Origin of the sequence: Paenibacillus sp. MCAF9 (genome assembly GCF_052114265.1) — a bacterium.
GTDB lineage: Bacteria > Bacillota > Bacilli > Paenibacillales > Paenibacillaceae > Pristimantibacillus.
This window is the reverse complement of record NZ_JBFREL010000001.1, coordinates 254,224-277,056: the sequence shown is the minus strand read 5'-3', so window position 1 is coordinate 277,056 and position 22,833 is coordinate 254,224. Positions and strand designations below refer to the sequence as shown.

The following is a 22,833-nucleotide window of genomic DNA, read 5'->3' as shown; positions in this document are numbered from 1 at the left end:
GGAAAATTCATCATGCATCCTCGCATCGTCATATGCACGGGCGGCCAGCTTGGCGCCTGGGCACTTGCACATATAAAGCCCGATGATCTGCTTATTGGAGCAGACAGCGGTGCTCGCTTCCTCATTAAGAACGGACGACGTCCGGATATTTCGATCGGAGACTTTGATTCCGTATCAGAAGAAGATTTGTTAGAAATTCGAGAAAATAGCGGTCAAACGATAGCTTGTGACCCCATCGACAAAAACTATACCGATACGGAAATGGCCATACGCCTCGCTTTGGACTTGCAGCCTACTGAAATCATTTTACTTGGAGCGCTGGGCACTAGATTTGATCATTCCCTAGCTAACGTCCACCTGCTCGCGCTTTCTTCCCAGCAACAGGTGAAAATGACGATCATTGATGACCATAATAAAATTTCTTTAATTAGCGATCAATTAAACATCGAGCAGCAAGGATATCCGAACGTTTCATTGCTTCCGCTGTCGTTAAAAGTAGAAGGAATTACGCTTGATGGTTTTCAATATCCGCTGACTGACGCCGAACTAACGATTGGTCAGTCTCTCGGGATTAGCAACGTCCTTCTATCATCTACTGGAACCATCTCCATAAGAAAAGGCTTATTGTTGGTCATCCAAAGTCGTGACTAACAATTTAAACAAAAGACCCAACCGAGTTAATTAATCCTCCGGTCGGGTCTTTTGTTTTTTTGAGATTAATCCTCTAGAGAAGCTCATCCTCTTTTGTAACAATTTCTAAGCCTTCTACATGCTTGCGATTCATCAGCTTGCGAGCTTTTCTATTCTCCTTTGATTCAAAGACAATATCGAGATCATACTCCTCATTTTGAACCGGGTAAAGCTTCGTTTTGGCGATATACAGCTTCAACCGTTTATGATTGAACGTAAGCTTTTGCCCTTGAATCTGGACAATCACATTTCCTCGTTCATCTGCAGGCCGATATACTACACCCATTTTATTTAGAGGATAGATCCATACTGCATCACCTTTCTCAAAAGGTTTTTTTGCTTCTTTCGGGTTCTGTGCTTTCGTTTCATCAGCCTTTTTAATATTTTTGTTAATAAAATCTGCTGCTGCTGAAGATGACGTTTTCTGAGCTTCCTTTTCATTTCTTGATTGCTCACTTGTGCGTGTTTCATGAGATTGATTTTCTTTCCGCACAAGCAGATGTTCTGCACGCTGCATCACCTCTTCTGGCAGACCAAAGCGCCTTGCTATCGCGAATGCGTGACTCTCGCCTGCTTCCCCCATCTCTAAGCGATAAAGCGGCTTTAACGTTTCCGCGTCGAAAGCCATTTTCCCATTTTGACATCCAGGGGTTCGCGCAGCAAAAGCTTTAATTTCATTAAAATGAGTCGTTGCTCCCGCCAATGCTCCTTTTTTCAACAGTTGTTCTAATAGTGCGATAGAGAGCGCTATCCCTTCTGATGGATCGGTACCCGCCGCCAATTCATCAAGCAGAAGCAGTGCTCTAGGGCCAGCCGCTTGAAGCATATCCTTAAGAACGGTGATATGAGAAGAAAATGTACTCAGTGATTGCTCCAAACTTTGTCCATCTCCAACGTCGGCGATAACGTGCTGGAATACACCGATCTCGCTCCCCTTCTCAGCTGGAACCAGGAGGCCAGATTGAACCATCAATACGAATAATCCAATGGTTTTCAAGGTTACCGTTTTGCCACCTGTATTCGGTCCAGTAATAATTAACTGTTTCCATTTGTATCCGAGCTCCACATGCAGCGGTACGCTATGTTGTCCTAGCAGTGGATGGCGTGCACCGACGAGTCTAACGACTGGCTGATCGGATAACTCGATTTTTTTACCGTTATACGACCTAGAGAGCTTCGCTCTTGCCGTAATAAAGTCAAATATAGCCATAGCTTCTACGTTGCGAAACAGCTCAAAGGAGAACGATTCGGTATATTCAGACAATCGGGATAATATAACGGTACGCTCCCGCTCCTCATCCGCCTTCCACTGCTGCAGCTCAATTTGAAGCTCTGATGCGTCTAATGGCTCAACGAATAAGGTCTGACCACTTGCGGATTCATCCCATACTGTCCCTGGCACCTGCTTGCGATGCTCGCGCTTTACTGCAATGACAAACCGATCATGGCGCTTGCTGATGACCGGCTCTTGTAGAGCAGTACGATATTTATGAAGCGCATTCTCCATTTTTTTCTGGATCTTGTCCTCCGCTGCATAGATATGCCTGCGGATGTAGGCAAGATCAGGGCTAGCTTGATCGGTCAGCTGGCCGTAACGAATACAACGTTTTAGTTCGTCCCTAAGTACGGGGCAATCGTACATAGACTCCGCATAAGCAGAAATCGTTGGCGCAATCTCACGTTTGCTGAACATGTACTTTTTCATTTGCACAACAGAGCTTAACCATACCGATAGCTGTTCTAGTTCCTGCTCATTATAAATTCTACCTTTGCCGAGCAGCGACAGAAACGAATCAATGCCGTCCATTGCGGACAATGGAATGCTTGCCCCGCTTCCGAGAAGTTCAGCAGCCTCGTACGTTTCTTGCAGCCATGCTTCAACTTGCCGCTGCTTCGTGCTTGGTTCAAGCCTTTCAGCCAACAATCGTCCTGCGGGTGATATCGTGTAGCTCACTACGCCTGCTTTTACCTTATCAAATTCTAATCTTCGCCAAGATGCTTCATTCATCTGTATGGCCTCCTCTATTTTGTGTAAAAAAAAAAAGACAGAAACAGAACGCGGGCGCGTTCCATTCCTGTCTTTGATCGACAAATGCTCCAATACCATTTCCACCGCTAACAAAATCGTTAAAATGAAAATGGATATAAAAAAACCGCGCTGCGAGAGCACGGTGATTGGGCCGCTGTCGAATTGCTTCAGGCGGAAATCCTCATGTCCAGAACTCTTGGCGTCAGATCACGAAATAGAGCCTTGCATCTCAGTGAATTCACACTGGGAATCGTCGCAAGACCAACGTTCATCTGACTCTATCCAATTTATGAGTTATGGACACCAGCAAACATTAAAATTTCCCCTTTAAGCATCATGTTAAAAGATAATCCAAAATAGGATTCTTAATAAATGTACATAAAAGACAAGCAGCTTGTCAAGCGAGACTTAGTCTACTGTTTATGGCTATAAAGAAATGGACATGCCTGTTCGTGCAAATTGAAGGTGATCGGGCAGCTTATAATCTCTCCGAAGATCAATATCATGCGACATATGTGTGAGAAAGGTTTGTTTGGGCTTCCATTTCTGGATAAGCTCGATAGCTTCAACAACATCATAGACAGAACGAGTTTCATAAGCAAAAGGCTCTTCGTAAAAGCTTGTTCCTAGTACAAGTAAATCGAGATCAGCCAAATGTTGCTGCTGCTCATCCGTCAGGCCTATGGAATCAGAGCAATAAACCCATTTGCAGTTTGTTTCTGAATGTTCAAAGCGAAATGCGTAGGCATAGCCGTTTTTCCCGTGATTGACTCGCCAGCTGTACGCTCGCCATTTGCCGAGCATAATAGGAGTGTCAAATGAATGGAACTCAATCTGCCGATTTAGCCAAGGAAAACGATCTAATATTTCTTTAATGACTTCAGTGGGCGCGTAAGCTTGACCTCTTTTTTTCGTCCAGCGACAAGCGTCTGCCCACTCCACCAATCCACCGATATGGTCAAAATGAGCATGTGTAATGAGCAGTGTGTCGATCCCACGCAGTGAGGCCATCTCTAATTGTTTTGCGAAGTCAGACCCACAGTCAATCCACACCGTTCCAGCTTCTTGATCCTCCAGCTGCAGCGACGATCTATAACGACGGTTTTCCTGTGTGTCCCGTGCTTCCTCACAAACCTCGCATTCACAATAAATGCGAGGCACACTCATGGAATCTCCAGTTCCCCTAAAAATTAGCTTCGTCATAGCGGCAGCAGCTCAAACGACTCCGATGCACGGATTTGTTCCATCATTTGAAGCCATTGCTCCGGCTTGTTTGGCAATGCGGCATAATAGCCTTCTAAGAATGAGGCGATTAGAGCTGCATCAATCGTTGTTTGCTCTTCATTTTTCGGAAGGAAACATAAGTCCAGTTCAGCAACAGCTTGGCCTTCATGGTCCCAAGAAGGATGCACATAAGAAAAAGCGATTCGCTTATAGCCGATATGTGACAGTACTTCGCGACGCACAAACGGATTCATAGGTGAAACTCCGCCAAATGCATGCTCACCTGCGCGATAAGGGTCGTATACCTCAGCAAACATGCCAAGCGAGACAGTACCGGACTGATCAGCTAGCTTCTGCAAATCTTGTTCTCGATTGCGGAGTAGAAAACGACCGATGCCAAGTGATGGTTTTCCGATAATCGTAAAATCAGTCATAGCAACGCGCAGTTCTGGATAATAACGATATTCAGTTGAACCTACAACTTCCCCCTCATGCAATGCAACATAAACATGAATGGTTGGGTCTTCAAGCGGCTCGCGCCAAAGTTCATAAGCAAGAACTTCCTCAGGCGGAAAAATCGTTTGAAGAAGCTTATGTAATGGTTCAAAATATTTGTCCTCAATGCTTACGATTCGATGATAGGTTAGCATATATGTACATCTCCTTATTTAAATGGATTTCGCCACTCCATGATTGCAGCGCAGTTACCCGATTGCTCATCATCCAAGTAGTCATGAGCAACCCCAATCGGCATCCGTCCGCATCTAAGCAAAAAAGTAATGACAGGGTCTTTGTATTCTCCTGTTAGCACTTTTTCCAAATAAGCTTCTGGCGTCATCTCCTGGATTAGCGCTCCATAACCGGGCATGCGACCGCCCCCCAGCAATCTCGTAAGTCCCAGCTGAACAACCGTTTCATACATCGATTGCATGAGCCATTTGCCAATACCTGATTTTCGGAACTCCGGTATGACACAAAGGTCTATTACATACAGAGTATCCCCGTTTATATTATGATTGCGAATATAACCACTGTCAGAAATCGTTTCCCAATTATGTGCATGGCCATAATCATTCATATCGATAGTTACTCCGGTCATGGAGCCAATAATCATTCCATCAACCTCTGCGCATAAGGCACCTTCAGGGAATCGGTTCACATGTTCAGTTAATTGTTCTTTGTTCCACCAAAGCTCCTGCGGGTAAGGCGGGGGAAAGCTTAGCCGCTGAACTTCAATCAATCCATCAAAATCTGCTGGTTTATAATTGCGAATGATTGCTTTTTGCGGCTTTCCATCGATGAACAAGTACAGATCCTTACGCATCACTGTCTCCCCCTTTCTTCACTAAAAAAGACAAAAATCAAGTCCAATCGGTATACAAATCGGTGCGACGGTCACGCCACGTCGTAACAGAACCCTTCAGCCTGACTTCCTCAAGCAAAGATAAATCAAGATCAGCCACGACGAGCATATCATCATTGATGATGCCTTCGCTTAATATACCGGCTGGCGGGAACGGAATATCGTTCGGAGCAATAATAGCAGCTTGACCAAAATTTGCACGCATCAAATCAACTTTACGAAGAGAGCCTACTGTACCCGTCGTTACAATGTATACCTGATTCTCAACTGCTCTAGCATGGCAGCAATATCTTACGCGATAGAATCCATGACGATCATCTGTGCACGATGGACAGAAAATGACATCTGCACCTTTAGCGCGGGCCATTCGAACGATTTCAGGAAATTCAATATCGTAGCAAGTAAGCATCGCGATGGTACCATAAGCGGTCTCGAATACCTCAAGACCTTCACCTGCTGACATATTCCAGCCTTCTACTTCTGGTGGCGTAATGTGGATTTTATGCTGAACGTCAATTTTCCCATCGGGATGAAAGAGATGCGCAGCATTGCGCAAGCTTCCATCCGCTTGTTTGATCACGTGGGTGCCTCCAACAATGTAAACCTCATATTCAGCAGCTAGTGAGCGAAAGAGAGCAAGATAATCCTCCGTGAATTCAGGAAGTCGATCAATAGAAAGCGCAACGCCCTGCTCATCTCCAATGGACATCAATTGGGTTGTCAGAAACTCAGGAAACAAAATAAATTGTGCCCCGTATTCCGAGGCATTGCGTACATAATGTGTTACTTGCTCTGCGAATTGCTCAAACGAGTTAATATCAGCAAGCTTATACTGAACGGCTGCCGTACGAAACTTCATTCGTTAATCCTCCAATCGTATCGTTATTGTTTGCGCTGTTTAAACTGCAAAGTAATCGTCGTGCCTAAATCCGGCAGACTAAACACATCTACCTTTCCTTCATGCAAATCAATGATTCGTTTGGCGATGGACAAGCCGAGACCTACTCCGCCTGTTGTGCGGCTTCTGGCTCCATCCACACGGTAGAAGCGCTCGAATAGATGCGGAATTTCGTTTTCTGGAATGCCCATTCCTTTATCCTTAACCTCGATTTTCACGATATGTCTAACGAGTGTAATCGTAATATCGATCGGGTCCTTCGAGTATTTAATCGCGTTATCGAGCAAAATGACGAGGAGCTGCCTGATTTTGTCCTTATCTCCAACCATACGAACAGCCTTGGACATCGCTTTCACTCGAATCGGCCTGCCGAACGTCGTTTGCAGCATTGTTGCAAGCTCATCAACCACTTGAACAACGTCAAACAGCTCCTGCTTCAGCCAATCCTCCTGCTCTGCCTCAGCGAGCATGAGCATTGATTTTGTTAAGTTTTGCAGACGATTTGCTTCTTTATCGATTGCTTCAATCGCTTCATTTCGCAAGCTCTCGTCATCACGTCCCCAACGCTTTAACATACCAGCATAGCTGCTGATAACAGTTAGAGGGGTTTTGAGCTCATGAGAAGCATCTGCTACGAATTGCTTCTGCTTAGCAAATGTGCGGTCAAGTCGTTCAATCATTTGATTAAATGCACGAACGAGCTGCAGGAGCTCAGCAGATTCCTCGCGGTTGCTAAGCTCAATTTGTCTAAGCTTCCCGCTTCGGTCAATTTCTCGCATCGTATTAACCATTTGCTGAATCGGCGCCGTTAGTCTTGAAGTAAACCAATACGTTCCGAATATGGCAAACAAAATGGCACCGCCGCTCGTTACGCTTAACGCTGCGACCAGCACCTGCAAATAATTGTCCAATTCATCTAGTATTCGATTAATCTCAAGCATTGCAATGACACGATTGCCGTCATATAGCGGAACTCGCATGAACAAAATTCGTTCTCCGCCCTTTGTGATCATCCCGGTATGGTGATGCACCTCAAAGGTCGCTGGCAGCTGCTGCAGCAGCTCATCCGTTCCTGTTATATTTACAACCCTGTTATTAGGCGCAATGATGCGGATCATTTCGTTTACGTTGTAATACTCATTGAGCAGCTCCGGATAGTTTAATCCTCGGCCGCTCTGAATTCGGGGATTCTCAAGCATGAGATTCACCTTATTCGCAATGACCTCTTCTTCACTTTCAGTCGTTATTTTGATCACATAGAAATACACAAAAATATTAAATAGAATCAAAATAAAAATAAGCCAAAAAATGGTGAAAAGCGTAAACCGTTTGCGGAGTGTCATGCATCGGGCTCCTTTATCATATAACCTACTCCTCGAACCGTATGAATAAGCTTATGACGATAACCCTTGTCCAACTTCTGACGCAAATAACGGATATAAACATCTACTAAATTTGTTTCACCGATAAAATCATATCCCCAAACTTCGGATAAAATATCTTCACGCGATTTCTCATCATTTTTGTTTTCCACAAGGTATACGAGCAGCTCAAATTCACGCGGCGTTAGCTCGATCAAAATATCTTTGCGATAAACTTTACGCGTGCGCAGCTCAATCGTTAAGTCGCCAACCTTGATCATATCAGATCCTTCCGCTTCCTTCGGATACTGCTGGAATATACGCAAAATGTTGCGAACCCGCGCCAGCAGCTCCTCCATTGCGAACGGCTTTGTAATATAATCATTTGCTCCATGCTCGAATCCGCTTACTTTATCCGGTACGGTGTCGCGGGCAGTTAACAATATAATAGGTACAGGATTTCCTGCTTGTCGCAGTAATCGCAGCACTTCAATTCCGCTCATCTCAGGCAGCATGACATCGAGCAATACAAGCTCCCATTCACCTGTCGAAGCCATTTCATATCCGGTTCTGCCATCAGCGGCAGTTCCTACGGTATAACCCTCATGCTCAAGCTCAAGTTGTAAAATTCGGGAAATACCCGCTTCATCTTCGACGACTAGAATACGTTCTTTCATTCTAGAGGTTCACCTGCTTCCAGTTGTAAATAATATTAATGCCGTTAATCAACCGTATCTTCTTCTATAAATACGGTTAAATTTATCATAATGAAGACCTATCACAAATGCAAGCAAGCCGATCTACAAGAAGAGTAGACCGGCAATTGCCACGGAGGGTGTTTATCTTCACGAAGATAAAGGATATTAAGCTAAAACCACTCCTAGTTTTGCATCGACCAGGCTTCGACATCCCATGTTTTGGTAGCCATATCCTCGTAAAATTCCGGTTCATGAGATACAAGCACGACTGTTCCTTTATAAGCCTTAAGAGCACGCTTCAATTCCGCTTTAGCCACAACGTCCAAATGGTTCGTCGGCTCATCGAACAGAATCCAGTTGCTCTCGCGCATCATAAGCTTGCATAGACGAACCTTCGCTTGCTCGCCGCCGCTGAGCTGGTTAAGCGAACGTGTAATATGTTCATTTTTCAAGCCACAGCGTGCAAGGGCACCACGAACCTCTGATTGGGTCATGAAGGAGAACTCATCCCATACATCCTCAAGCGGCGTCATGGTCGGAGCTTTTGCTTCTTGCTCAAAGTAAGCAGGATTTAAATAATCGCCCAGATAGGTTTTGCCGTCAAGCGCTGGAATTACGCCTAAAATGGTTTTGAGTAATGTAGATTTACCAACGCCGTTGCATCCTACGATAGCAATCTTATCACCACGTTCAATGACCATGTCCATTTTTGGCAGCAGAGGTTTATTGTAGCCGATGACCATGCCTTCTGCTTCAAATACAGTCTTGCCGCTCGTTCTCGATTCTTTAAAGTTAAACGTTGGTTTTGCCGCTTCTTCCGGTTTATCAATACGATCAATACGATCAAGCTGCTTCTCGCGGCTCTTAGCACGTCCTGATGTTGAAGCACGTGCTTTGTTTTTTTGAATAAAATCTTCTTGCTTCTTAATAAAATCCTTTTGTTTCTCGTATGCATCGATGTGCTGCGCCTTGTTCAGATCAGCCATTTCAAGAAATTTATCATAATTGGCCGAATAGCGCGTCAGCTTCGTGAATTCAAGATGGTAAATCACGTTGACCACTTGATTCATAAAGCTCGTTTCATGTGAAATAAGAACAAACGCATGCGGGTAGTTTTTCAAATAGTTAGTCAGCCAATTGATATGCTCTTCATCCAAATAGTTCGTAGGCTCATCGAGCAATAGAACACCTGGTTTTTCAAGAAGCAGCTTCGCTAGCAGTACCTTTGTCCGCTGACCGCCGCTAAGTGCAGTAACATCACGATCAAGTCCAATCGCATTCAGACCTAGCCCGTTTGCCATCTCATCGACTTTTACATCAATTAAATAGAAATCGCCGATCTCCAGCTCCTCCTGAATCTCACCCATACGTGTAAGCAGCTCATCTAATGTATCTGAATCTGCATCGCCCATTTGAGCTGCAATGTTGTTTAGCTCTTCTTCCAATAGCAGCAAAGGTAAAAAAGCATCCTTCAGTACATCACGGATCGTTTTACCTGCTTCAAGCTTCGTATGTTGATCCAAGTAGCCGTAACGAACACGCGGTGTCCATTCGACCTTTCCTTCATCTTTCAACAGTTTGCCTGTTAAAATATTCATCAGTGTTGACTTGCCTGTACCATTCGCACCGACTAGGCCAACATGCTCTCCATCCAACAAACGGAAGGCTACATTTTTAAAAAGCACACGATCTCCGAACGTATGTGATAATTGCTCAACTGTTAACAAACTCATTTGTCTTTATCTCCATTCATATATGAACCATAGTTATAGCTTGTGAAATGTCTCGTTTTGCCCGTATCATTGTACCACAAAAATGGTCATTTTGTGTTCATTTCCTTATAAAGGAGCTGTAAAATGGGCGAAAGCGCATGATTTAATCGTTTATTTAAGCGCGATACATCCGTTACCCAGAGCCCTTTCCATTGCAAAGAAAGCAGCGTCTCTTCAGGAAGTCGCGGCACGATGGCTAATGGCTTGTCGGGAAATAAGGAAAGCCATTCATTCCGACCATGGTAGTTCAGATCCTTGTTGGCGATATAAAATAATTTTCCGCCTGTGGCTTTCATTTTTTGCTTCAAGTCCATTAGCAGCTTTAATTCGCTCGCTTGCCACTTAACCACAGCAGGATCACCAATTACAAATACGAAATGCGATTGCTTCAGCATGGATAAAGCATTAGACTCCTTCCATCTGCCAGAGAAATCGAATAGCTGGTACATAGTTGGTAAAGTCCGAAGCATTTGTGCATAAGACAGAGCATCATATTTAGCATCATCGGAGCTTAGTTCAGAATGAAATGAGAACCAATTTACTGCTAAATCATTATGTTTATAGTGAATATAACGTTTATCCTTTATTAGCTGACCAGACTGTACATAATTACTGATGCTTTTATGCCCAGATAACCATGCATGCCATTCAGGCCTAGAATCGTCGTATTCGACTGCTGCTATTGAAGCGCCTTGCCTTCCAAGCAGGACAGCAAGTGCATGCGTCAAAAAGGTAGACCCTGCGCCTGAGGATAAAGATAATAATCCGATTAGCTTCTGATTTAATCGTGTATGGGATTTGCTTTTTTGTTGATTCCAGAACACCTTATTGTCACTATCAGGCTCTACAAAAACCTCTAGCGCTTTCTCCGCTTCAGCAATAGTTTCATATCGATATAGGGGATCGGGTTGAAGTAAACGTTTTAGCACAAGCTTAAAGGCTTTCGGAACGTCTGGCTGCAAAGATGCAAATAAAGCCGACTCCGCTGTCCAGCCCGTTTTTTGATGATAAATACTTCCCTCACTAGCCATAAAATACAGCAGCGCACCGAGTCCGTAAATATCCGTGCGCTCATCGCTTTGCCCTGCTCCTGCTTGCTCCGGCGCTGCGAAGCCATACGTTCCAAGCTGAACGGTATCTTTGTCCTTGCCGTTAATATATTGGCGTGAAATACCAAAATCAATTAGTTTCACTTTTCCTTTTTTGTCAATCATCACGTTTGAAGGCTTCAAATCACGATGAATAATTGGAGGCGTATGTTCATGCAAATGACGAATCGCAGAGCATAGCTGTATTCCAATATCAATTATGTTTGTAAAGGTTAGCTGTGCTCCGTTTGAACGAAATAAATCTGCAATCGTGCAGCCTTCAATATATTCCATGACCAGTGCTTCGAATTGCAGCTCATTCGGAGGGAAGTAGTCGACCATTAATGGAAGCTGCGGATGCTCCAGCCTCATCATCATTTGTGCTTCTTCTGCATATTTCCGACCGCCTGGCAGCGGTGCAATTACTTTCATAGCTCTTCGTTTATTTGCGAGCTTCAAATCATCAGCGGCGTAGACAACTCCCATGCCACCTCGCCCAAGAATGCCGACAATTCGGTATCGATCACCCACCACAGATCCCATTGCATAAGGCGAAAATATCATTTCCTTACCTTCCATATCGATCCCTCCAGCATAAAATGCGAACAAAAAAAGGCATCTCGACGCCGTTTGTAAGTTACAAACCGCATCAGGATGCCTTCCTGATTTCCTATCTATTAGTGCTACTTTAACATAGTTATTAAACTTGAAACAAGCAGCATTTCATTAAAATACACGTTTTTTGGAATTCAACAGCTCCGCCAAAAACGCAAGCACAAGTCCTTGCCCCCAGCCTTGCACCCGTTTGTGAGCCACTTCACGATAGCCCTGCAAATCATTCATAACTGCTGTGCCGGCTGATACATTCAGCACTGCGCCGTCCTCTGTAATTTGGCTCAAAATACCTTCGATCGAACGCTGAATGTATTTGTTGTATAAGGAACCAAATGCGAATAATCCCGTCGCAATTCCTGCTGAACCCGACGTTTCATGATAGGAGCTATCATCATTTAGAACCGTGTGCCATAGTCCATTTTCGGATTGCATACGTACTAATGTACTAAGCTGATCACGCATTGAGCCTTCAATAATCATAAATGAAGGATGCTGAACGGCGATATGCGGCAATGCCTTTGCCATTGTTAGAGCAGCCCAAGAGTTTCCGCGTGCCCAGAAGATCGAGGACATATGATTTTGTGCAATATTGTCCCAACCATGATAGTAAAGGTTCGTAACGGGATCTTGTAAAAAATGCTCATGACCGTGATATTGCTTCAGGCCATCTTCCAAATAGTCGTTTCGTTCGAGCAAATGTCCCATACGCACGAGGAAATAACCCGCCATCATCATCGTATCCACCCACGCTTGCTCAGGAAAATTATATGTTTCTGAATTGACCGTGTGCTGGAAAATGCCATCTGAGAATCGTACCGCATCATTTTTTAAGTATTCGGCCATTTGAATGGCGACATCTAAATATTTTTGCTCGTCAGTTGCTTTGTACAGCGAGATTAGAGCATGACCAATGGATACTCCGTTGACTGATAGCTTCGGCAAGCCGTCTTCCAGCTTCTCATCAATCCATTCCTGCAAAAGCTGAATATAGCGTTCATTCCCTGTTGCCTCGTACGCTTCAGCCACCCCATAGAAAGCAACACCGCCTGGCCAATCCCAGCTAAAATCCATTCTGAATGTGCGATCTACAACACGATCTATAACGTCCTTAATATGATTTTCGTCAAATTGAAGCTGTGGCATTTCCATCTTCCTCTCCCCTATTTCATTTTGAATGTCTATTTCAAACCGCTGGTGCTGATACCTTCAACAATATACTTCTGAAATGCGAAGAAAATGGCGAGAACCGGAATGAGGCTGACGATCGACATCGCGAACATGGCGCCCCAGTTGGAGACGGTATCGCTGTCCAGAAACATTTTCAGACCCATCGACACAGGATACAAACTTGGACGATTCAAGTATAATACCGGTCCGAGCAAGTCTTCCCAGCGCCAGTAAAACGAGAAAATTGAAGCGGTAGCCAGAGCTGGAACGACGAGCGGCAAAATAATTCGGAAAAACAAGCGGAACTTCCCGCAGCCATCGATCGTTGCTGCTTCGTCAAGTTCATTCGGAATGGTACGGATGAACTGAATGAGTAAAAAGATAAAAAACGGAATGCCGAAATATTGCGGGATAACAATAGGTTTAATTGAGTTTAACCAATGAAGCTTCGCAAACAAAATATATTGCGGAACGAGTACAACATCATGAGGAAGCATGAGCGTAACCATCATGATTCCAAACCAAAACGTTTTCCCCACAAAATTAAGTCTTGCAAATCCAAAAGCGATAAATGCAGATGATAATACAGCTCCGATGGTTGAAATAACAACGATTTCTAGTGAATTCATAATAAAATTGCCGAATGACTGACCTGCAATGCCGACCCAGCCTATTTTATAATTTTCCCAAATCCAAGGCTGTGGTATAAGTGAATCAGCCGTTGCGAAGATGAGATTGCTTTGCTTGAATGAACTCATTAACAGCCATAACACCGGGTAAACCATTACTAACGCGAGCGCTGCGACAAATATGTGGTAGATCGGCCACTTCAGCTTTTTGAATGTCATGTTTAATGGCCACCTTTCGACTCGTAATGAACCCATTTTTTAGAGGTATAGAACAAAATCCCTGTTAGGATAGCGATAATAATTAGCATTACCCACGCCATCGCTGAAGCAAATCCCATATCGAAATAAACGAATGCCTGACGGAACAAATAAAGGGAATAAAGAAGTGTGCCGTCTAACGGACCGCCCTCGCCTTTTGAAATAATATAAGCTGGAACGAAGGTCATAAAAGCACCGATAGTTTGCATGATCGTATTAAACAAAATGATCGGGCTAAGCATTGGCAAAGTAATTTTGAAGAAGCGAATGACTGGCCCCGCTCCATCCACATTGGAAGCCTCGTACAATTCTGGCGGTATATTTTTGAGACCTGCAAGAAAAATAAGCATCGACGATCCAAATTGCCAAACGGACAATGTAATGAGCATCCACAGCGCAGCTGCAGGTTCAGCAAACCATCTCACGCTATCTAAACCGAGTGCATTCAGAAAAATGTTTATAACCCCTTCGTCGCCGTAAAGGTTGCGCCACATAATCGACACGGCAACGCTCCCGCCAATAATCGAAGGAAGATAATAAACGGTCCGATATAACCCGATTGCTTTCGAGGCTGTATTCAATATCATTGCAATAAATAATGCAAAGGCCAATCTAAGCGGTACACCGATAAAAACGTATAAAAAAGTAACCTTTAGAGATGCCCAAAACTTCGAGTCATCAAAAAACATCGTCTGGTAATTCTCTAATCCGATAAAGGATGGTGTCGATAAGAGATCATAATCGGTAACCGAGAAATATAACGATGCGACAGCGGGTACTAAGGTGAACAATAAAAATCCGATAACAAATGGACCAATAAAAGTGTAGCCAACCAAGTTGTTTTTAAGTGATAGCGATTTCATCTTATCCAACTCCTATACGAAGTCTAGCGTGCCAAAGCATCTTTATTTATGAAAAAACGATGGTCGATCTAACGACCAACCATCGCTTCTACCCAAACAATATTACTTGTTTTTCTTAAGAATAGCGGTTGCTTCGTCTCTAAATTTCTTAGCTGCATCTTCTGGTTTAATTTTGTTGTAGTTCATTTGCTCTGCAAGGCTTGTGAGCGATTTGAACACTTCAGCAGAACCGATTGGATCAGCTGGATCCATTGGTGAGCTGTTCGCTTCTGCCCAAGCAACATAGTCGTATACTTGGATTTGTGCTTCAGTAGAAACTGCTTTTAACGCTTCTTTCACTTTAGAGGAAACAGGTACGCCGCGATCGCCTAAAATCAATTTGTTAGCTTCGATATCATTTACGAAGAAGCTGATAAACTTAGCTGCTTCTTCTTTCACTTTCGAATTTTCCGATACGGAGAAGAACATACTTGGCTTAAGGAATAACCCTTTAGTCATATTTGGACCAGCCATTGGAGCAATTGCTAGTGGACGGTTAGCCACTTGCTGCAATCCAACATATTGGTTTGACCATTGCCATACGCCAATGCCTTGGTTTAATACAAGGTGGCTGTCTTCTGCGCCTTTGATTTGAGCTAGAACATCTGGTGACGGTACTGCACCATCGATAACAAGTTTAGCTAGCATTCCGAAGAAATCGGTGAAAAGTTGATCATCCTCGTAGCCTAGGCCGTTGCCTTCTGCGTTAAACAACGTTTTATCAAGTGTACGTAGGTAATAGCCGAAGAACACTTCTGGACGCATACCATTGTCGAAGAAAATTCCTGCTGCTTTTGCTTTTGCAGCCATTGCTACGTAATCATCCCAAGTGTAGTTTTCAGGAATGGAATCAATGCCTGCTTTTTTCAGTAGTGCTGGATCGTAGTTAAACCCAAGAGCATTTACACCAAGGTTCATACCGTAAAGTCCATCGCCTAATTTACCGCCATCAATCGCATTTTGGCTAATGTCACTTACGTCAATTTGATTGCCGATAAATGGAGTCAAATCAGCCAATTGTTTTCTGCCAGCGTATTGCGAATAATTTTGCGTATCGATTTGGATGATATCAGGTAGCTCGTTTGCAGCTGCTTGAGGAGCAAGCTTTTTCCAGTAGTCATCATAGTTTGCATATTCCATTTCTATCGTTACATGCGGGTTTTTCGCTTTGTACATCTCAATCACTTTCATTGTGTAATCATGACGCGGCTGACCGCCCCACCATGCGATACGAAGAGTGACCGGCTTTGCTTCTGCTGGTTCTTCTTTCACTTCGTTTGTTGATTTTGGTGCATTGGTCGCATTTGTTGGTTTTTCATTGTTTGCGTTTCCGCCGCAAGCGCTTACGAGAACTAGTGCAAAAGCCATGAGCATCAAAAGCATTTTCTTTGGTGCTTTCATTGTGTTACGCCCCTTCCAGACTCTTTAATGTTGTTTACAAGCTTTATTATAGGGTGAATGTCGAATCGTCGGAATTAAAAAAACCGCTTTCTTTGTTAAAAAAACAGAGGTCGCCATTATGGCGACCTTTTGAATTCGGAAGGCGTGAACCCTGTATGTTTTTTAAAAACTTGACTAAAATATTGCGGATTATCGCCAAAACCAAATTTCTCAGCGAGTTCAAAAACCTTCACATCACCTGTTTTCTCGATCTCTTCCATCGCTCGCTCCATCCTTAACCGAACAACATAATTTGAGAATTTCTCTCCCATTTCTTTCTTAAACAGCTTGCCTACATAATCTGCGTTCATGTATAAGATCTCACTCGCTACCCAGTTGAGCGATAGATCAGGATTGGAAATATGCGCTTCAATTACTTGAATCATCTTCTGAATAATGGCGGAATGCTTATTGGTGTGGGTATGAAAGTTGTTCAAGCATATTTGCTGCGCACATTCGGTGACGAATTGCTGCGTCGTTTTTAGTGTTGTAAATTGATCAAATCCGGCAATCTTAGTTAAATATTCATTGATTTCTTCAGGTTTGCCTTGTCTAACGATAGATATGTAAAGCGGTATGACATAAGATTTTGAGAGATGCATGTCCATACGGCTGTCGGCAAGCATTTCAAAATAATTTTGCAGCTCCTGCTGAACAAACGCCCAGTCTCCTGATTTGACATGCATGCAAAGTGGCTCTTCATCATAGATGAATGGCTTAAGCGCACTGTCATCTCCTCTTTCAACATCTTTCTGCGTTATGATGCTTCCTTCGCCTAAATAAAATTGATAATTTAAACATTCCAGCGTATCTCGGTACATTTTGCGAGCATCGATAATTTGACCCGCATTGCTGACTGCCACCGTAGCATCCAATTTGTAATAGGAAGAAAACGTTTGCTTAATTTCATTCAATTGTGCAAATAAAATATCTGTTTCGTTGATCTCTTTAATAAGCAGCAGTACATGTTTACCTATCGTCGTACTGAGGAGTACCGTCGGTTTGCCGAGGACATCCTGAGCGATGTTTTTGACAGCAAACAGATGCTCAAACTCAAAAACACCCTCAATTTGAAACAAAATCAACTGAACCTTTTCATTGTCTACTGTAATATGAAACAGGTTGCCATAATCATCCCAATCACGCTGGCCATATGTTTTATTCGTAACAAGCTCCTTAAGAAATTGCTCCTTCGCGTGAGGAAGCACCTTTGAGAGCTCCTTTTGAATATGAAGCATGAAGCTCTCTTGTGTTTGCTGTTTCTTGAGCTCCGTTATCACCTCAGTTAGTGCATCCGTAATCGTATTTTCATTGCATGGCTTAAGCAAATAGTGCTTAACTCCAAATTGCATCGCCCTGCGAGCATAATCAAACTCACTAAAGCCGGAAAGAAGTATAAAAACGATATGCGGGTAGTTTTCGTACACTTTTTCTACCAGCTGCAGTCCGTTCATGCCTGGCATTTTGATATCTGAAATGACGATATCCGGCATATGGCTCTCAATAAAGGCCAAAGCTTCAAGTCCATTGCGCGCCGTTCCTGCCAGTTCTGCCTCATATGCATTCCAGTTTACTGTACGCGATATGCCTTCTACGATGATTCGTTCATCATCAACCAACAAAACCTTATACATGGGAATCCCTCATTTCATAAGGAAGCATCAGCTTCACTTTGGTACCGCCGTTTGGCTTGCTTTCTACCATTAAGCCGTATGCTTCGCCATACAGCAGCTTGATGCGGTCTTCAATATTTTTCAAGCCTAAGCCGGAGCCTTTCGTCTGCACTTGTCCGCTTAATAGCTTTGTGACAAACTCTTCTTCCATTCCCGGCCCATTATCCTCCACTGAAATAAACCACAGCTCATTTTCCACATAGGCATGTATTTGTATTTTACAGGTGTCAATCATTTGTTCAAGACCGTAATTGACTGCATTCTCAACGAGCGGTTGAAGCGAAAGCTTCGGAATACTGCAGCTAAGCAGCTTGTCCGGCACGTCAATATGGAAATCAAGTCTTTCTTCAAAACGGTATTTCTGAATCGTGACATAGTGATTAATGATGTCCAGTTCCTTGCTAAGAGGGATGAGCGGCTCCTTCAAATTGATTGACGTTCTGAGCAAGGAGCCGAGCGCTTCAACCATCTGAGAAATATGTGTTTGGTTGCTTAGCTTGGCGGACCAGTTGATCGACTCTAATGTGTTGTACAAAAAGTGCGGATTAATTTGAGCTTGCAGCGCCTTAAATTCCGTATCGCGAATCGTAAGCTGCTTTACGTAATTTTCATGAATGAGCTCATTGATTCGTTCAATCATTATTCGGAAGTTTCGATGCATTTGACCAGCTTCATCCATTGCAAGCGCTCTCTCATTCGGCTCTTCGATATATTCAAAATTGCCGAGCTGCACCCGTTTCATTTTTGCATTCAAGCGTTCAATAGGCTCAGTAATACCATTTGCGAAGCCAACTGCGATGAGAAGAATGACGATAAATAATATAGCAAAAATAATAATAATCGTATTTTTGACCTTCACAACACGGTCAAAGATGTCATCAAATGGGATCAGCGTATAATAAGTCCAATCGGTGTAGGTTGATGCTATATAAGTAACAAAATATTGCTTCCCCTCATAACGTATAACTTTGTAGCCCTCATTGCCAGGCAGCGCAGATAAGGACTCCATGGAAAAAGCGGATGCTTCAGGATACACCGCTTCATTGTTTTTCATAATGACCAGCTTCGCGTCGTTGCTGTTCATACCTTTAGCGAGATCTCTAAACAGTTTGTTCATATCGATGCGAAGCGCTAAAGTGCCAAGATAGTCTAAGCTCAGCTGCTCAAACGAACGCACTTCACGCGCAGCAATTAAGGACTTGTCGTTGCTGTAGGGGGCAATCCACGTATTCCCTCCCTTTTTCACTGCTGTTGCATTTTTGAACGCATCCAGACGGTCCTGGTAAATCGTTATCGAATTTGCACCAACCGCATATTCATTATCATTTACGTCATACAGCTGGGCGGAAAGCACGTATTTATCAAGCCCTCCGATATTGACCATTCGCTCCTTCACCGTTAATTGCACAACATAGTTATCATAATCGGACAAACCGCTCTTGATGGATCTCAAATAGTGCTGGATCGTAGAATCCGTTGAAAGCATAAAGGTAAGCTTCTCCATCTTTTTCAGCTCATTCTCGATACTGAGGGACGACAAACTGAGCGCTTTGGAAGATTGCTTATAAATTTCCTGATCATAAAAATCAAAAGCGTATTGCTGAATGATGATAGCAAGCATAGCAACAACCAGCATGATGACTGATATCAACACAAACATTTTGTGTTTGATACGCAAATTCATATAAAGCGCTTTCAAGTTCTGCATCGGCCAAGTCTCCTTCAAGAGATTTACAGCTATTATCGGTTTTTGAGTGGTTAGAAGACATAGTCATTCTTTGCAAGGATTGTTTGCTGGATTTGAAAAAAGAGCGCCCTCCTTTTCATTAAGGGGGGCGACTCCTGTTATTTTTTGATCAAATAAAGTGTGATTTCTTCTCTATTATGGAACAGCTGCTTAGCTTTTTGAAGTTTAAATTCTGTCGAAAGTCTTGAAATCACGTCACGAATGGTTTGAAGCGGTTTCCGGTGCATAAGCTTAACTGTAATGATGGCTGTTGCACCTTTCGTTAGTGCAGGCTCAAGATCGAGAACGAGTTTGCACATCATCATCGGACTCCAGCTCATATCACAGACTAGAAGCTGGAATGAATCGGGATTAAATTTCACTTCGGATGCATTGCGCTTTAAGTAAGTTAACGTAGGATACGCCATAAGCGATGGATGCAATTCAGCAGGATCGATGGCTGTAACCCGCAAGCCGCGCTCAAGTAAAAGGGATGTCCAGCCGCCTGGCGCTGCGCCAACATCAAGGGCATTTTGAAACTGTGCGTAATTTAGGTTGAATTCACGTTCTGCTTCAAGCAGCTTAAATTTGGCACGCGAGACTTGTCCTTCTTCACGTTGGAAACGAACGGCGCCGCCCGGCCAATCCGAGAGCATCTCCGATGGTGAACCAAAACCGACATAAAGCTGATTGATCGCCGCATAGATCGCAATAATAACGTCTGGCTGCTGTACAACTGGTTCCGCGTCAATCTCTTCAAGTACCGCATCTATCACCGCTTTTGTATCCGCAGCCGAATATACAAACTCCGATTTCGACGTACGTCTAATATGAACGGCTACCCGTTTATTTTCCAAAGTTAATACAGCATTTCGAACCATGCTAGACAATTGTTCTAAATCATTCGCATTTCCAGTAATTTCAATCGACCGATCCACCGGCTGCACATGGCGCAAAAAGATAGGCTCCTGCTGATGAATAGCTTGCAGCGTTTCTTCCCGTGTTAGCGGGCTCGTCATTAAAAACACTTCGCCTGCTGCCAGCTGTGTGAAGGCAACGCCCTCAATCAGCCTCCGAAGCTCCTCCATCGCATATGGTGCATAAGTTTGATTAGCTGTTCCGATCCATTGACTCACGTATGTTAAACCTCTTTCGTGTTATATTACCCTAGATCCCTAGAGGGATTACTACCCTGAGCCCTTAAAAGGGATTTGCTGCGCCGAGCCTTTTAGGAGTTTAGCACCCATTACCCTGCTAGGTTTTTACAACCCCAAACCCTATAAAGGGAGTTTACTACTCAAACTCTACAAGAGTATTACTACACCATTCCTACAAGCGTTTCGAACCCACCCAAACCCTCCCTTCCAAGGGAGGGCCCCAAGGGTTGCACCCTCTGGACACCCGCAACTCGACTAACGTTGGCGATAATCTGTGATGGAATGTTTAGTTTACGGATGAGCGCTTTCGTCCCTTCGGGACACGCTGGAAGTTTGTTGTCTGTAAATGTTAATCGTGTCTTAATGTGTGAAAGAGATTGAAGCCTTCGTAAATACAATTAATTACATAGATCAGAGTTAATAAAAAAACATAGAAATGCCAGCAAATTAATTCCGCAGCATTTTTGTTCTATTTATATTTTTAGTCTTTGTTTGCATTATAACCGAATATGTCACATTTCGTGAAATTATTCGAGTAATTAACTCAAATATTATTTTTGCTAGTTATTATTCGAGTATAGCCATATGAACCATTGTTTTAGCCCATAAATAATGATTAATGGACAATGTTAGTGAAATAGTTATAAAAACTAGACCTATTTCAACTAAATGAGCTCAATAAGACTAAATAAGACTAGAATATAGTCTTAAATCAGAGAAAAATAAATATTATTACTGCTTATTGTAAAATTGAGCACGAATAGAACTAAAATCTAGACTTATTATCATCAAATCAATCGAATTACTCCAAATAGGTCTAAAAATTAGTCTTATGTGTAACTGGCTTAACAATATGTAGTTGATATTATTTAAAAATCTACATCAATAAATAAAAACTGGTCATCTCACACAAGATCCTAATTGATAATTCAACCTAATGAGACTATTTATTAAGAAAAGGTGAAAGCCTCTCAGTGAAAGCATGCCCCAAAGGGACTAAAGCGTTCTTAACTCTAACCTAACCAATCAGCTCTGGTCAAACTTCCACTTTAGTCCAGCTGCTATCCAGAGGGTGCAAACTTTGATCCATCTTGGGATAGTAGGGTTTGGGTGGGTCCGCATCCACCCTTGGGGTTCCCCATCATTAGTGAAAGCGTGTCCCAAAGGGACGAAAGCGTTCGATGCTCTAACCAAACTCGCGAGCGTCGGTCAAGCTCCCAGGTTAATCCAGTTGCTGTCCAGAGGGCGCAAACCTTGATCCTCCTTGGGATGGTAGGGTTTGGGTGTGCTCGAAAACCCCTTGGGTTCCCCATAATTAGTGAAAGCGTGTCCCAGAGGGACGAAAGCGTTCGATGCTCTACGTAGCTCTCAAGCGCCGGTCAAGCTCCCACGTTAGTCCAGCTGTTGTCCAGAGGGTGCAAACCTTGATCCTCCTTGGAATGGTAGGGTTTGGGTGAGTTCGATAACCCCTTAGGGTTCCCCATCATTAGTGAAAGCGTGTCCCAAAAGGACGAAAGCGTTCGATGCTCTACCCTAACTCTCAAGCGCCTGTCAAGTTCCCACGTTAGTCCAGTTGCGGGTGTCCAGAGGGTGCAACCCTTGGGGCCCTCCCTTGGAAGGGAGGGTTTGGGTGGGTTCGAAAATCTCTTAGGTTCGGGAGTTTTAAAAATCCTCAAAGATTTCACTTTAAAAACCCCTTAAGGGTTTGGGTGCAATAGCCCTTAAAGGGTCTGGGTTTAAGAAGCCCTTGAGGGTTTGGGTGTAATAGCCCTTAAAGGGTCTGGGTGCATATTATTGCCCAGCAATATTATTAATGAGAGCCTCCGGCATCGGACCATTGAACAGCTTGGTCTCTGCCGGCGCATTCGTTGAAAGCATATGGTACATTTGCATGCGACCAGCGGCACTTGAGGTGTGTAAGTATATTTGGCTTGGATAACGACCCGTTTCAACAATGTGGCGCACGACTTCGTAGCCAGTCGGCTGTGACCAGCCTAAATCGTAATCAAGCGATAAAATATCAACTTCCTCAAGGTCAATCAGCTGCTTGCACTCTTCTGCGTTGCTTGCCAATACAAAACCTTTTGGACAAGTGCGATAATCGTCTAAATATACATGAATCATAAATGAATCCCCCGTTCAA

General features: G+C 43.5%; 18 protein-coding genes. 1 reads left to right on the top strand and 17 read right to left on the bottom strand.

Annotated elements, in window-relative coordinates; translation table 11 throughout:
* Positions 1 to 12 precede the first annotated feature (12 nt).
* Positions 13 to 651, top strand: a complete 639-nt coding sequence (locus tag AB4Z45_RS01270) for a thiamine diphosphokinase (protein ID WP_441907540.1) — start codon at positions 13 to 15, stop codon at positions 649 to 651.
* 73 nt (positions 652 to 724) lie between these two features.
* On the opposite strand, the gene AB4Z45_RS01265 is transcribed toward AB4Z45_RS01270, so the two are convergent.
* The 17 genes from AB4Z45_RS01265 to AB4Z45_RS01185 form a co-directional block, all read right to left on the bottom strand.
* A complete protein-coding gene (locus AB4Z45_RS01265; RefSeq protein WP_441907539.1) occupies positions 725 to 2,698 on the bottom strand; it encodes an endonuclease MutS2 in 1,974 nt (657 codons plus the stop codon).
* A 447-nt stretch (positions 2,699 to 3,145) separates the two neighbouring features.
* Entirely contained in the window at positions 3,146 to 3,922 is a 777-nt protein-coding gene (locus tag AB4Z45_RS01260) for an MBL fold metallo-hydrolase (RefSeq protein WP_441907538.1), read from the bottom strand.
* The gene (locus AB4Z45_RS01255) at positions 3,919 to 4,593 is read right to left on the bottom strand and encodes a GNAT family N-acetyltransferase (protein ID WP_441907537.1); all 675 of its coding nucleotides are present in this window, start codon (positions 4,591 to 4,593) and stop codon (positions 3,919 to 3,921) included. The genes AB4Z45_RS01260 and AB4Z45_RS01255 overlap by 4 nt, the downstream gene beginning before the upstream one ends.
* Positions 4,594 to 4,607: 14 nt before the next feature.
* Positions 4,608 to 5,267 carry a GNAT family N-acetyltransferase gene (locus AB4Z45_RS01250; RefSeq protein ID WP_441907536.1) on the bottom strand — a complete coding sequence of 220 codons (660 nt, stop codon included), beginning with the start codon at positions 5,265 to 5,267 and terminating at the stop codon, positions 4,608 to 4,610.
* Between the two features lie 37 nt (positions 5,268 to 5,304).
* Entirely contained in the window at positions 5,305 to 6,165 is an 861-nt protein-coding gene (locus tag AB4Z45_RS01245) for a carbon-nitrogen hydrolase family protein (RefSeq protein WP_076265835.1), read from the bottom strand.
* Between the two features lie 23 nt (positions 6,166 to 6,188).
* Complete coding sequence (locus AB4Z45_RS01240; protein WP_076265834.1) at positions 6,189 to 7,547, bottom strand: HAMP domain-containing sensor histidine kinase; 1,359 nt, start codon at positions 7,545 to 7,547, stop codon at positions 6,189 to 6,191.
* The gene (locus AB4Z45_RS01235) at positions 7,544 to 8,242 is read right to left on the bottom strand and encodes a response regulator transcription factor (protein ID WP_076265833.1); all 699 of its coding nucleotides are present in this window, start codon (positions 8,240 to 8,242) and stop codon (positions 7,544 to 7,546) included. The genes AB4Z45_RS01240 and AB4Z45_RS01235 overlap by 4 nt, the downstream gene beginning before the upstream one ends.
* 203 nt (positions 8,243 to 8,445) lie before the next feature.
* On the bottom strand, positions 8,446 to 9,996 hold the full coding sequence (locus tag AB4Z45_RS01230) for an ABC-F family ATP-binding cassette domain-containing protein (RefSeq protein ID WP_441907535.1): 1,551 nt from the start codon (positions 9,994 to 9,996) through the stop codon (positions 8,446 to 8,448).
* Between the two features lie 86 nt (positions 9,997 to 10,082).
* On the bottom strand, positions 10,083 to 11,702 hold the full coding sequence (locus AB4Z45_RS01225) for a serine/threonine protein kinase (RefSeq protein ID WP_441907534.1): 1,620 nt from the start codon (positions 11,700 to 11,702) through the stop codon (positions 10,083 to 10,085).
* A 147-nt stretch (positions 11,703 to 11,849) separates the two neighbouring features.
* On the bottom strand, positions 11,850 to 12,881 hold the full coding sequence (locus AB4Z45_RS01220) for a glycoside hydrolase family 88/105 protein (RefSeq protein WP_441907846.1): 1,032 nt from the start codon (positions 12,879 to 12,881) through the stop codon (positions 11,850 to 11,852).
* A gap of 35 nt (positions 12,882 to 12,916) precedes the next feature.
* Positions 12,917 to 13,753, bottom strand: coding sequence for a carbohydrate ABC transporter permease (locus AB4Z45_RS01215; RefSeq protein ID WP_076265830.1), 837 nt, complete (start codon positions 13,751 to 13,753; stop codon positions 12,917 to 12,919).
* A 2-nt stretch (positions 13,754 to 13,755) separates the two neighbouring features.
* Positions 13,756 to 14,655, bottom strand: coding sequence for a carbohydrate ABC transporter permease (locus AB4Z45_RS01210; protein WP_441907533.1), 900 nt, complete (start codon positions 14,653 to 14,655; stop codon positions 13,756 to 13,758).
* Positions 14,656 to 14,757: 102 nt separating this feature from the next.
* Positions 14,758 to 16,095 carry an ABC transporter substrate-binding protein gene (locus AB4Z45_RS01205; RefSeq protein ID WP_441907532.1) on the bottom strand — a complete coding sequence of 446 codons (1,338 nt, stop codon included), beginning with the start codon at positions 16,093 to 16,095 and terminating at the stop codon, positions 14,758 to 14,760.
* Between the two features lie 116 nt (positions 16,096 to 16,211).
* A complete protein-coding gene (locus AB4Z45_RS01200; protein ID WP_441907531.1) occupies positions 16,212 to 17,768 on the bottom strand; it encodes a response regulator transcription factor in 1,557 nt (518 codons plus the stop codon).
* Positions 17,761 to 19,515 carry a sensor histidine kinase gene (locus AB4Z45_RS01195; protein ID WP_441907530.1) on the bottom strand — a complete coding sequence of 585 codons (1,755 nt, stop codon included), beginning with the start codon at positions 19,513 to 19,515 and terminating at the stop codon, positions 17,761 to 17,763. Before AB4Z45_RS01195 ends, AB4Z45_RS01200 begins: the two co-directional genes overlap by 8 nt.
* A gap of 137 nt (positions 19,516 to 19,652) precedes the next feature.
* Positions 19,653 to 20,669 (bottom strand): SAM-dependent methyltransferase, encoded by a 1,017-nt coding sequence (locus AB4Z45_RS01190; protein ID WP_441907529.1) that lies wholly within the window; start codon positions 20,667 to 20,669, stop codon positions 19,653 to 19,655.
* 1,812 nt (positions 20,670 to 22,481) lie between these two features.
* Positions 22,482 to 22,814: a cyclic-phosphate processing receiver domain-containing protein gene (locus AB4Z45_RS01185; protein WP_076265823.1), complete on the bottom strand. Its 333-nt coding sequence runs from the start codon at positions 22,812 to 22,814 to the stop codon at positions 22,482 to 22,484.
* Positions 22,815 to 22,833 lie beyond the last annotated feature (19 nt).

Excerpts from the sequence above, each read along its gene's own strand:
- AB4Z45_RS01270 (WP_441907540.1), top strand. The coding sequence starts at position 13 with ATGCATCCTCGCATCGTCATATGCACGGGCGGCCAGCTTGGCGCCTGG.
- AB4Z45_RS01265 (WP_441907539.1), bottom strand. The coding sequence starts at position 2,698 with ATGAATGAAGCATCTTGGCGAAGATTAGAATTTGATAAGGTAAAAGCA.
- AB4Z45_RS01260 (WP_441907538.1), bottom strand. The coding sequence starts at position 3,922 with ATGACGAAGCTAATTTTTAGGGGAACTGGAGATTCCATGAGTGTGCCT.
- AB4Z45_RS01255 (WP_441907537.1), bottom strand. The coding sequence starts at position 4,593 with ATGCTAACCTATCATCGAATCGTAAGCATTGAGGACAAATATTTTGAA.
- AB4Z45_RS01250 (WP_441907536.1), bottom strand. The coding sequence starts at position 5,267 with ATGCGTAAGGATCTGTACTTGTTCATCGATGGAAAGCCGCAAAAAGCA.
- AB4Z45_RS01245 (WP_076265835.1), bottom strand. The coding sequence starts at position 6,165 with ATGAAGTTTCGTACGGCAGCCGTTCAGTATAAGCTTGCTGATATTAAC.
- AB4Z45_RS01240 (WP_076265834.1), bottom strand. The coding sequence starts at position 7,547 with ATGACACTCCGCAAACGGTTTACGCTTTTCACCATTTTTTGGCTTATT.
- AB4Z45_RS01235 (WP_076265833.1), bottom strand. The coding sequence starts at position 8,242 with ATGAAAGAACGTATTCTAGTCGTCGAAGATGAAGCGGGTATTTCCCGA.
- AB4Z45_RS01230 (WP_441907535.1), bottom strand. The coding sequence starts at position 9,996 with ATGAGTTTGTTAACAGTTGAGCAATTATCACATACGTTCGGAGATCGT.
- AB4Z45_RS01225 (WP_441907534.1), bottom strand. The coding sequence starts at position 11,702 with ATGGAAGGTAAGGAAATGATATTTTCGCCTTATGCAATGGGATCTGTG.
- AB4Z45_RS01220 (WP_441907846.1), bottom strand. The coding sequence starts at position 12,881 with ATGCCACAGCTTCAATTTGACGAAAATCATATTAAGGACGTTATAGAT.
- AB4Z45_RS01215 (WP_076265830.1), bottom strand. The coding sequence starts at position 13,753 with ATGACATTCAAAAAGCTGAAGTGGCCGATCTACCACATATTTGTCGCA.
- AB4Z45_RS01210 (WP_441907533.1), bottom strand. The coding sequence starts at position 14,655 with ATGAAATCGCTATCACTTAAAAACAACTTGGTTGGCTACACTTTTATT.
- AB4Z45_RS01205 (WP_441907532.1), bottom strand. The coding sequence starts at position 16,095 with ATGAAAGCACCAAAGAAAATGCTTTTGATGCTCATGGCTTTTGCACTA.
- AB4Z45_RS01200 (WP_441907531.1), bottom strand. The coding sequence starts at position 17,768 with ATGTATAAGGTTTTGTTGGTTGATGATGAACGAATCATCGTAGAAGGC.
- AB4Z45_RS01195 (WP_441907530.1), bottom strand. The coding sequence starts at position 19,515 with ATGCAGAACTTGAAAGCGCTTTATATGAATTTGCGTATCAAACACAAA.
- AB4Z45_RS01185 (WP_076265823.1), bottom strand. The coding sequence starts at position 22,814 with ATGATTCATGTATATTTAGACGATTATCGCACTTGTCCAAAAGGTTTT.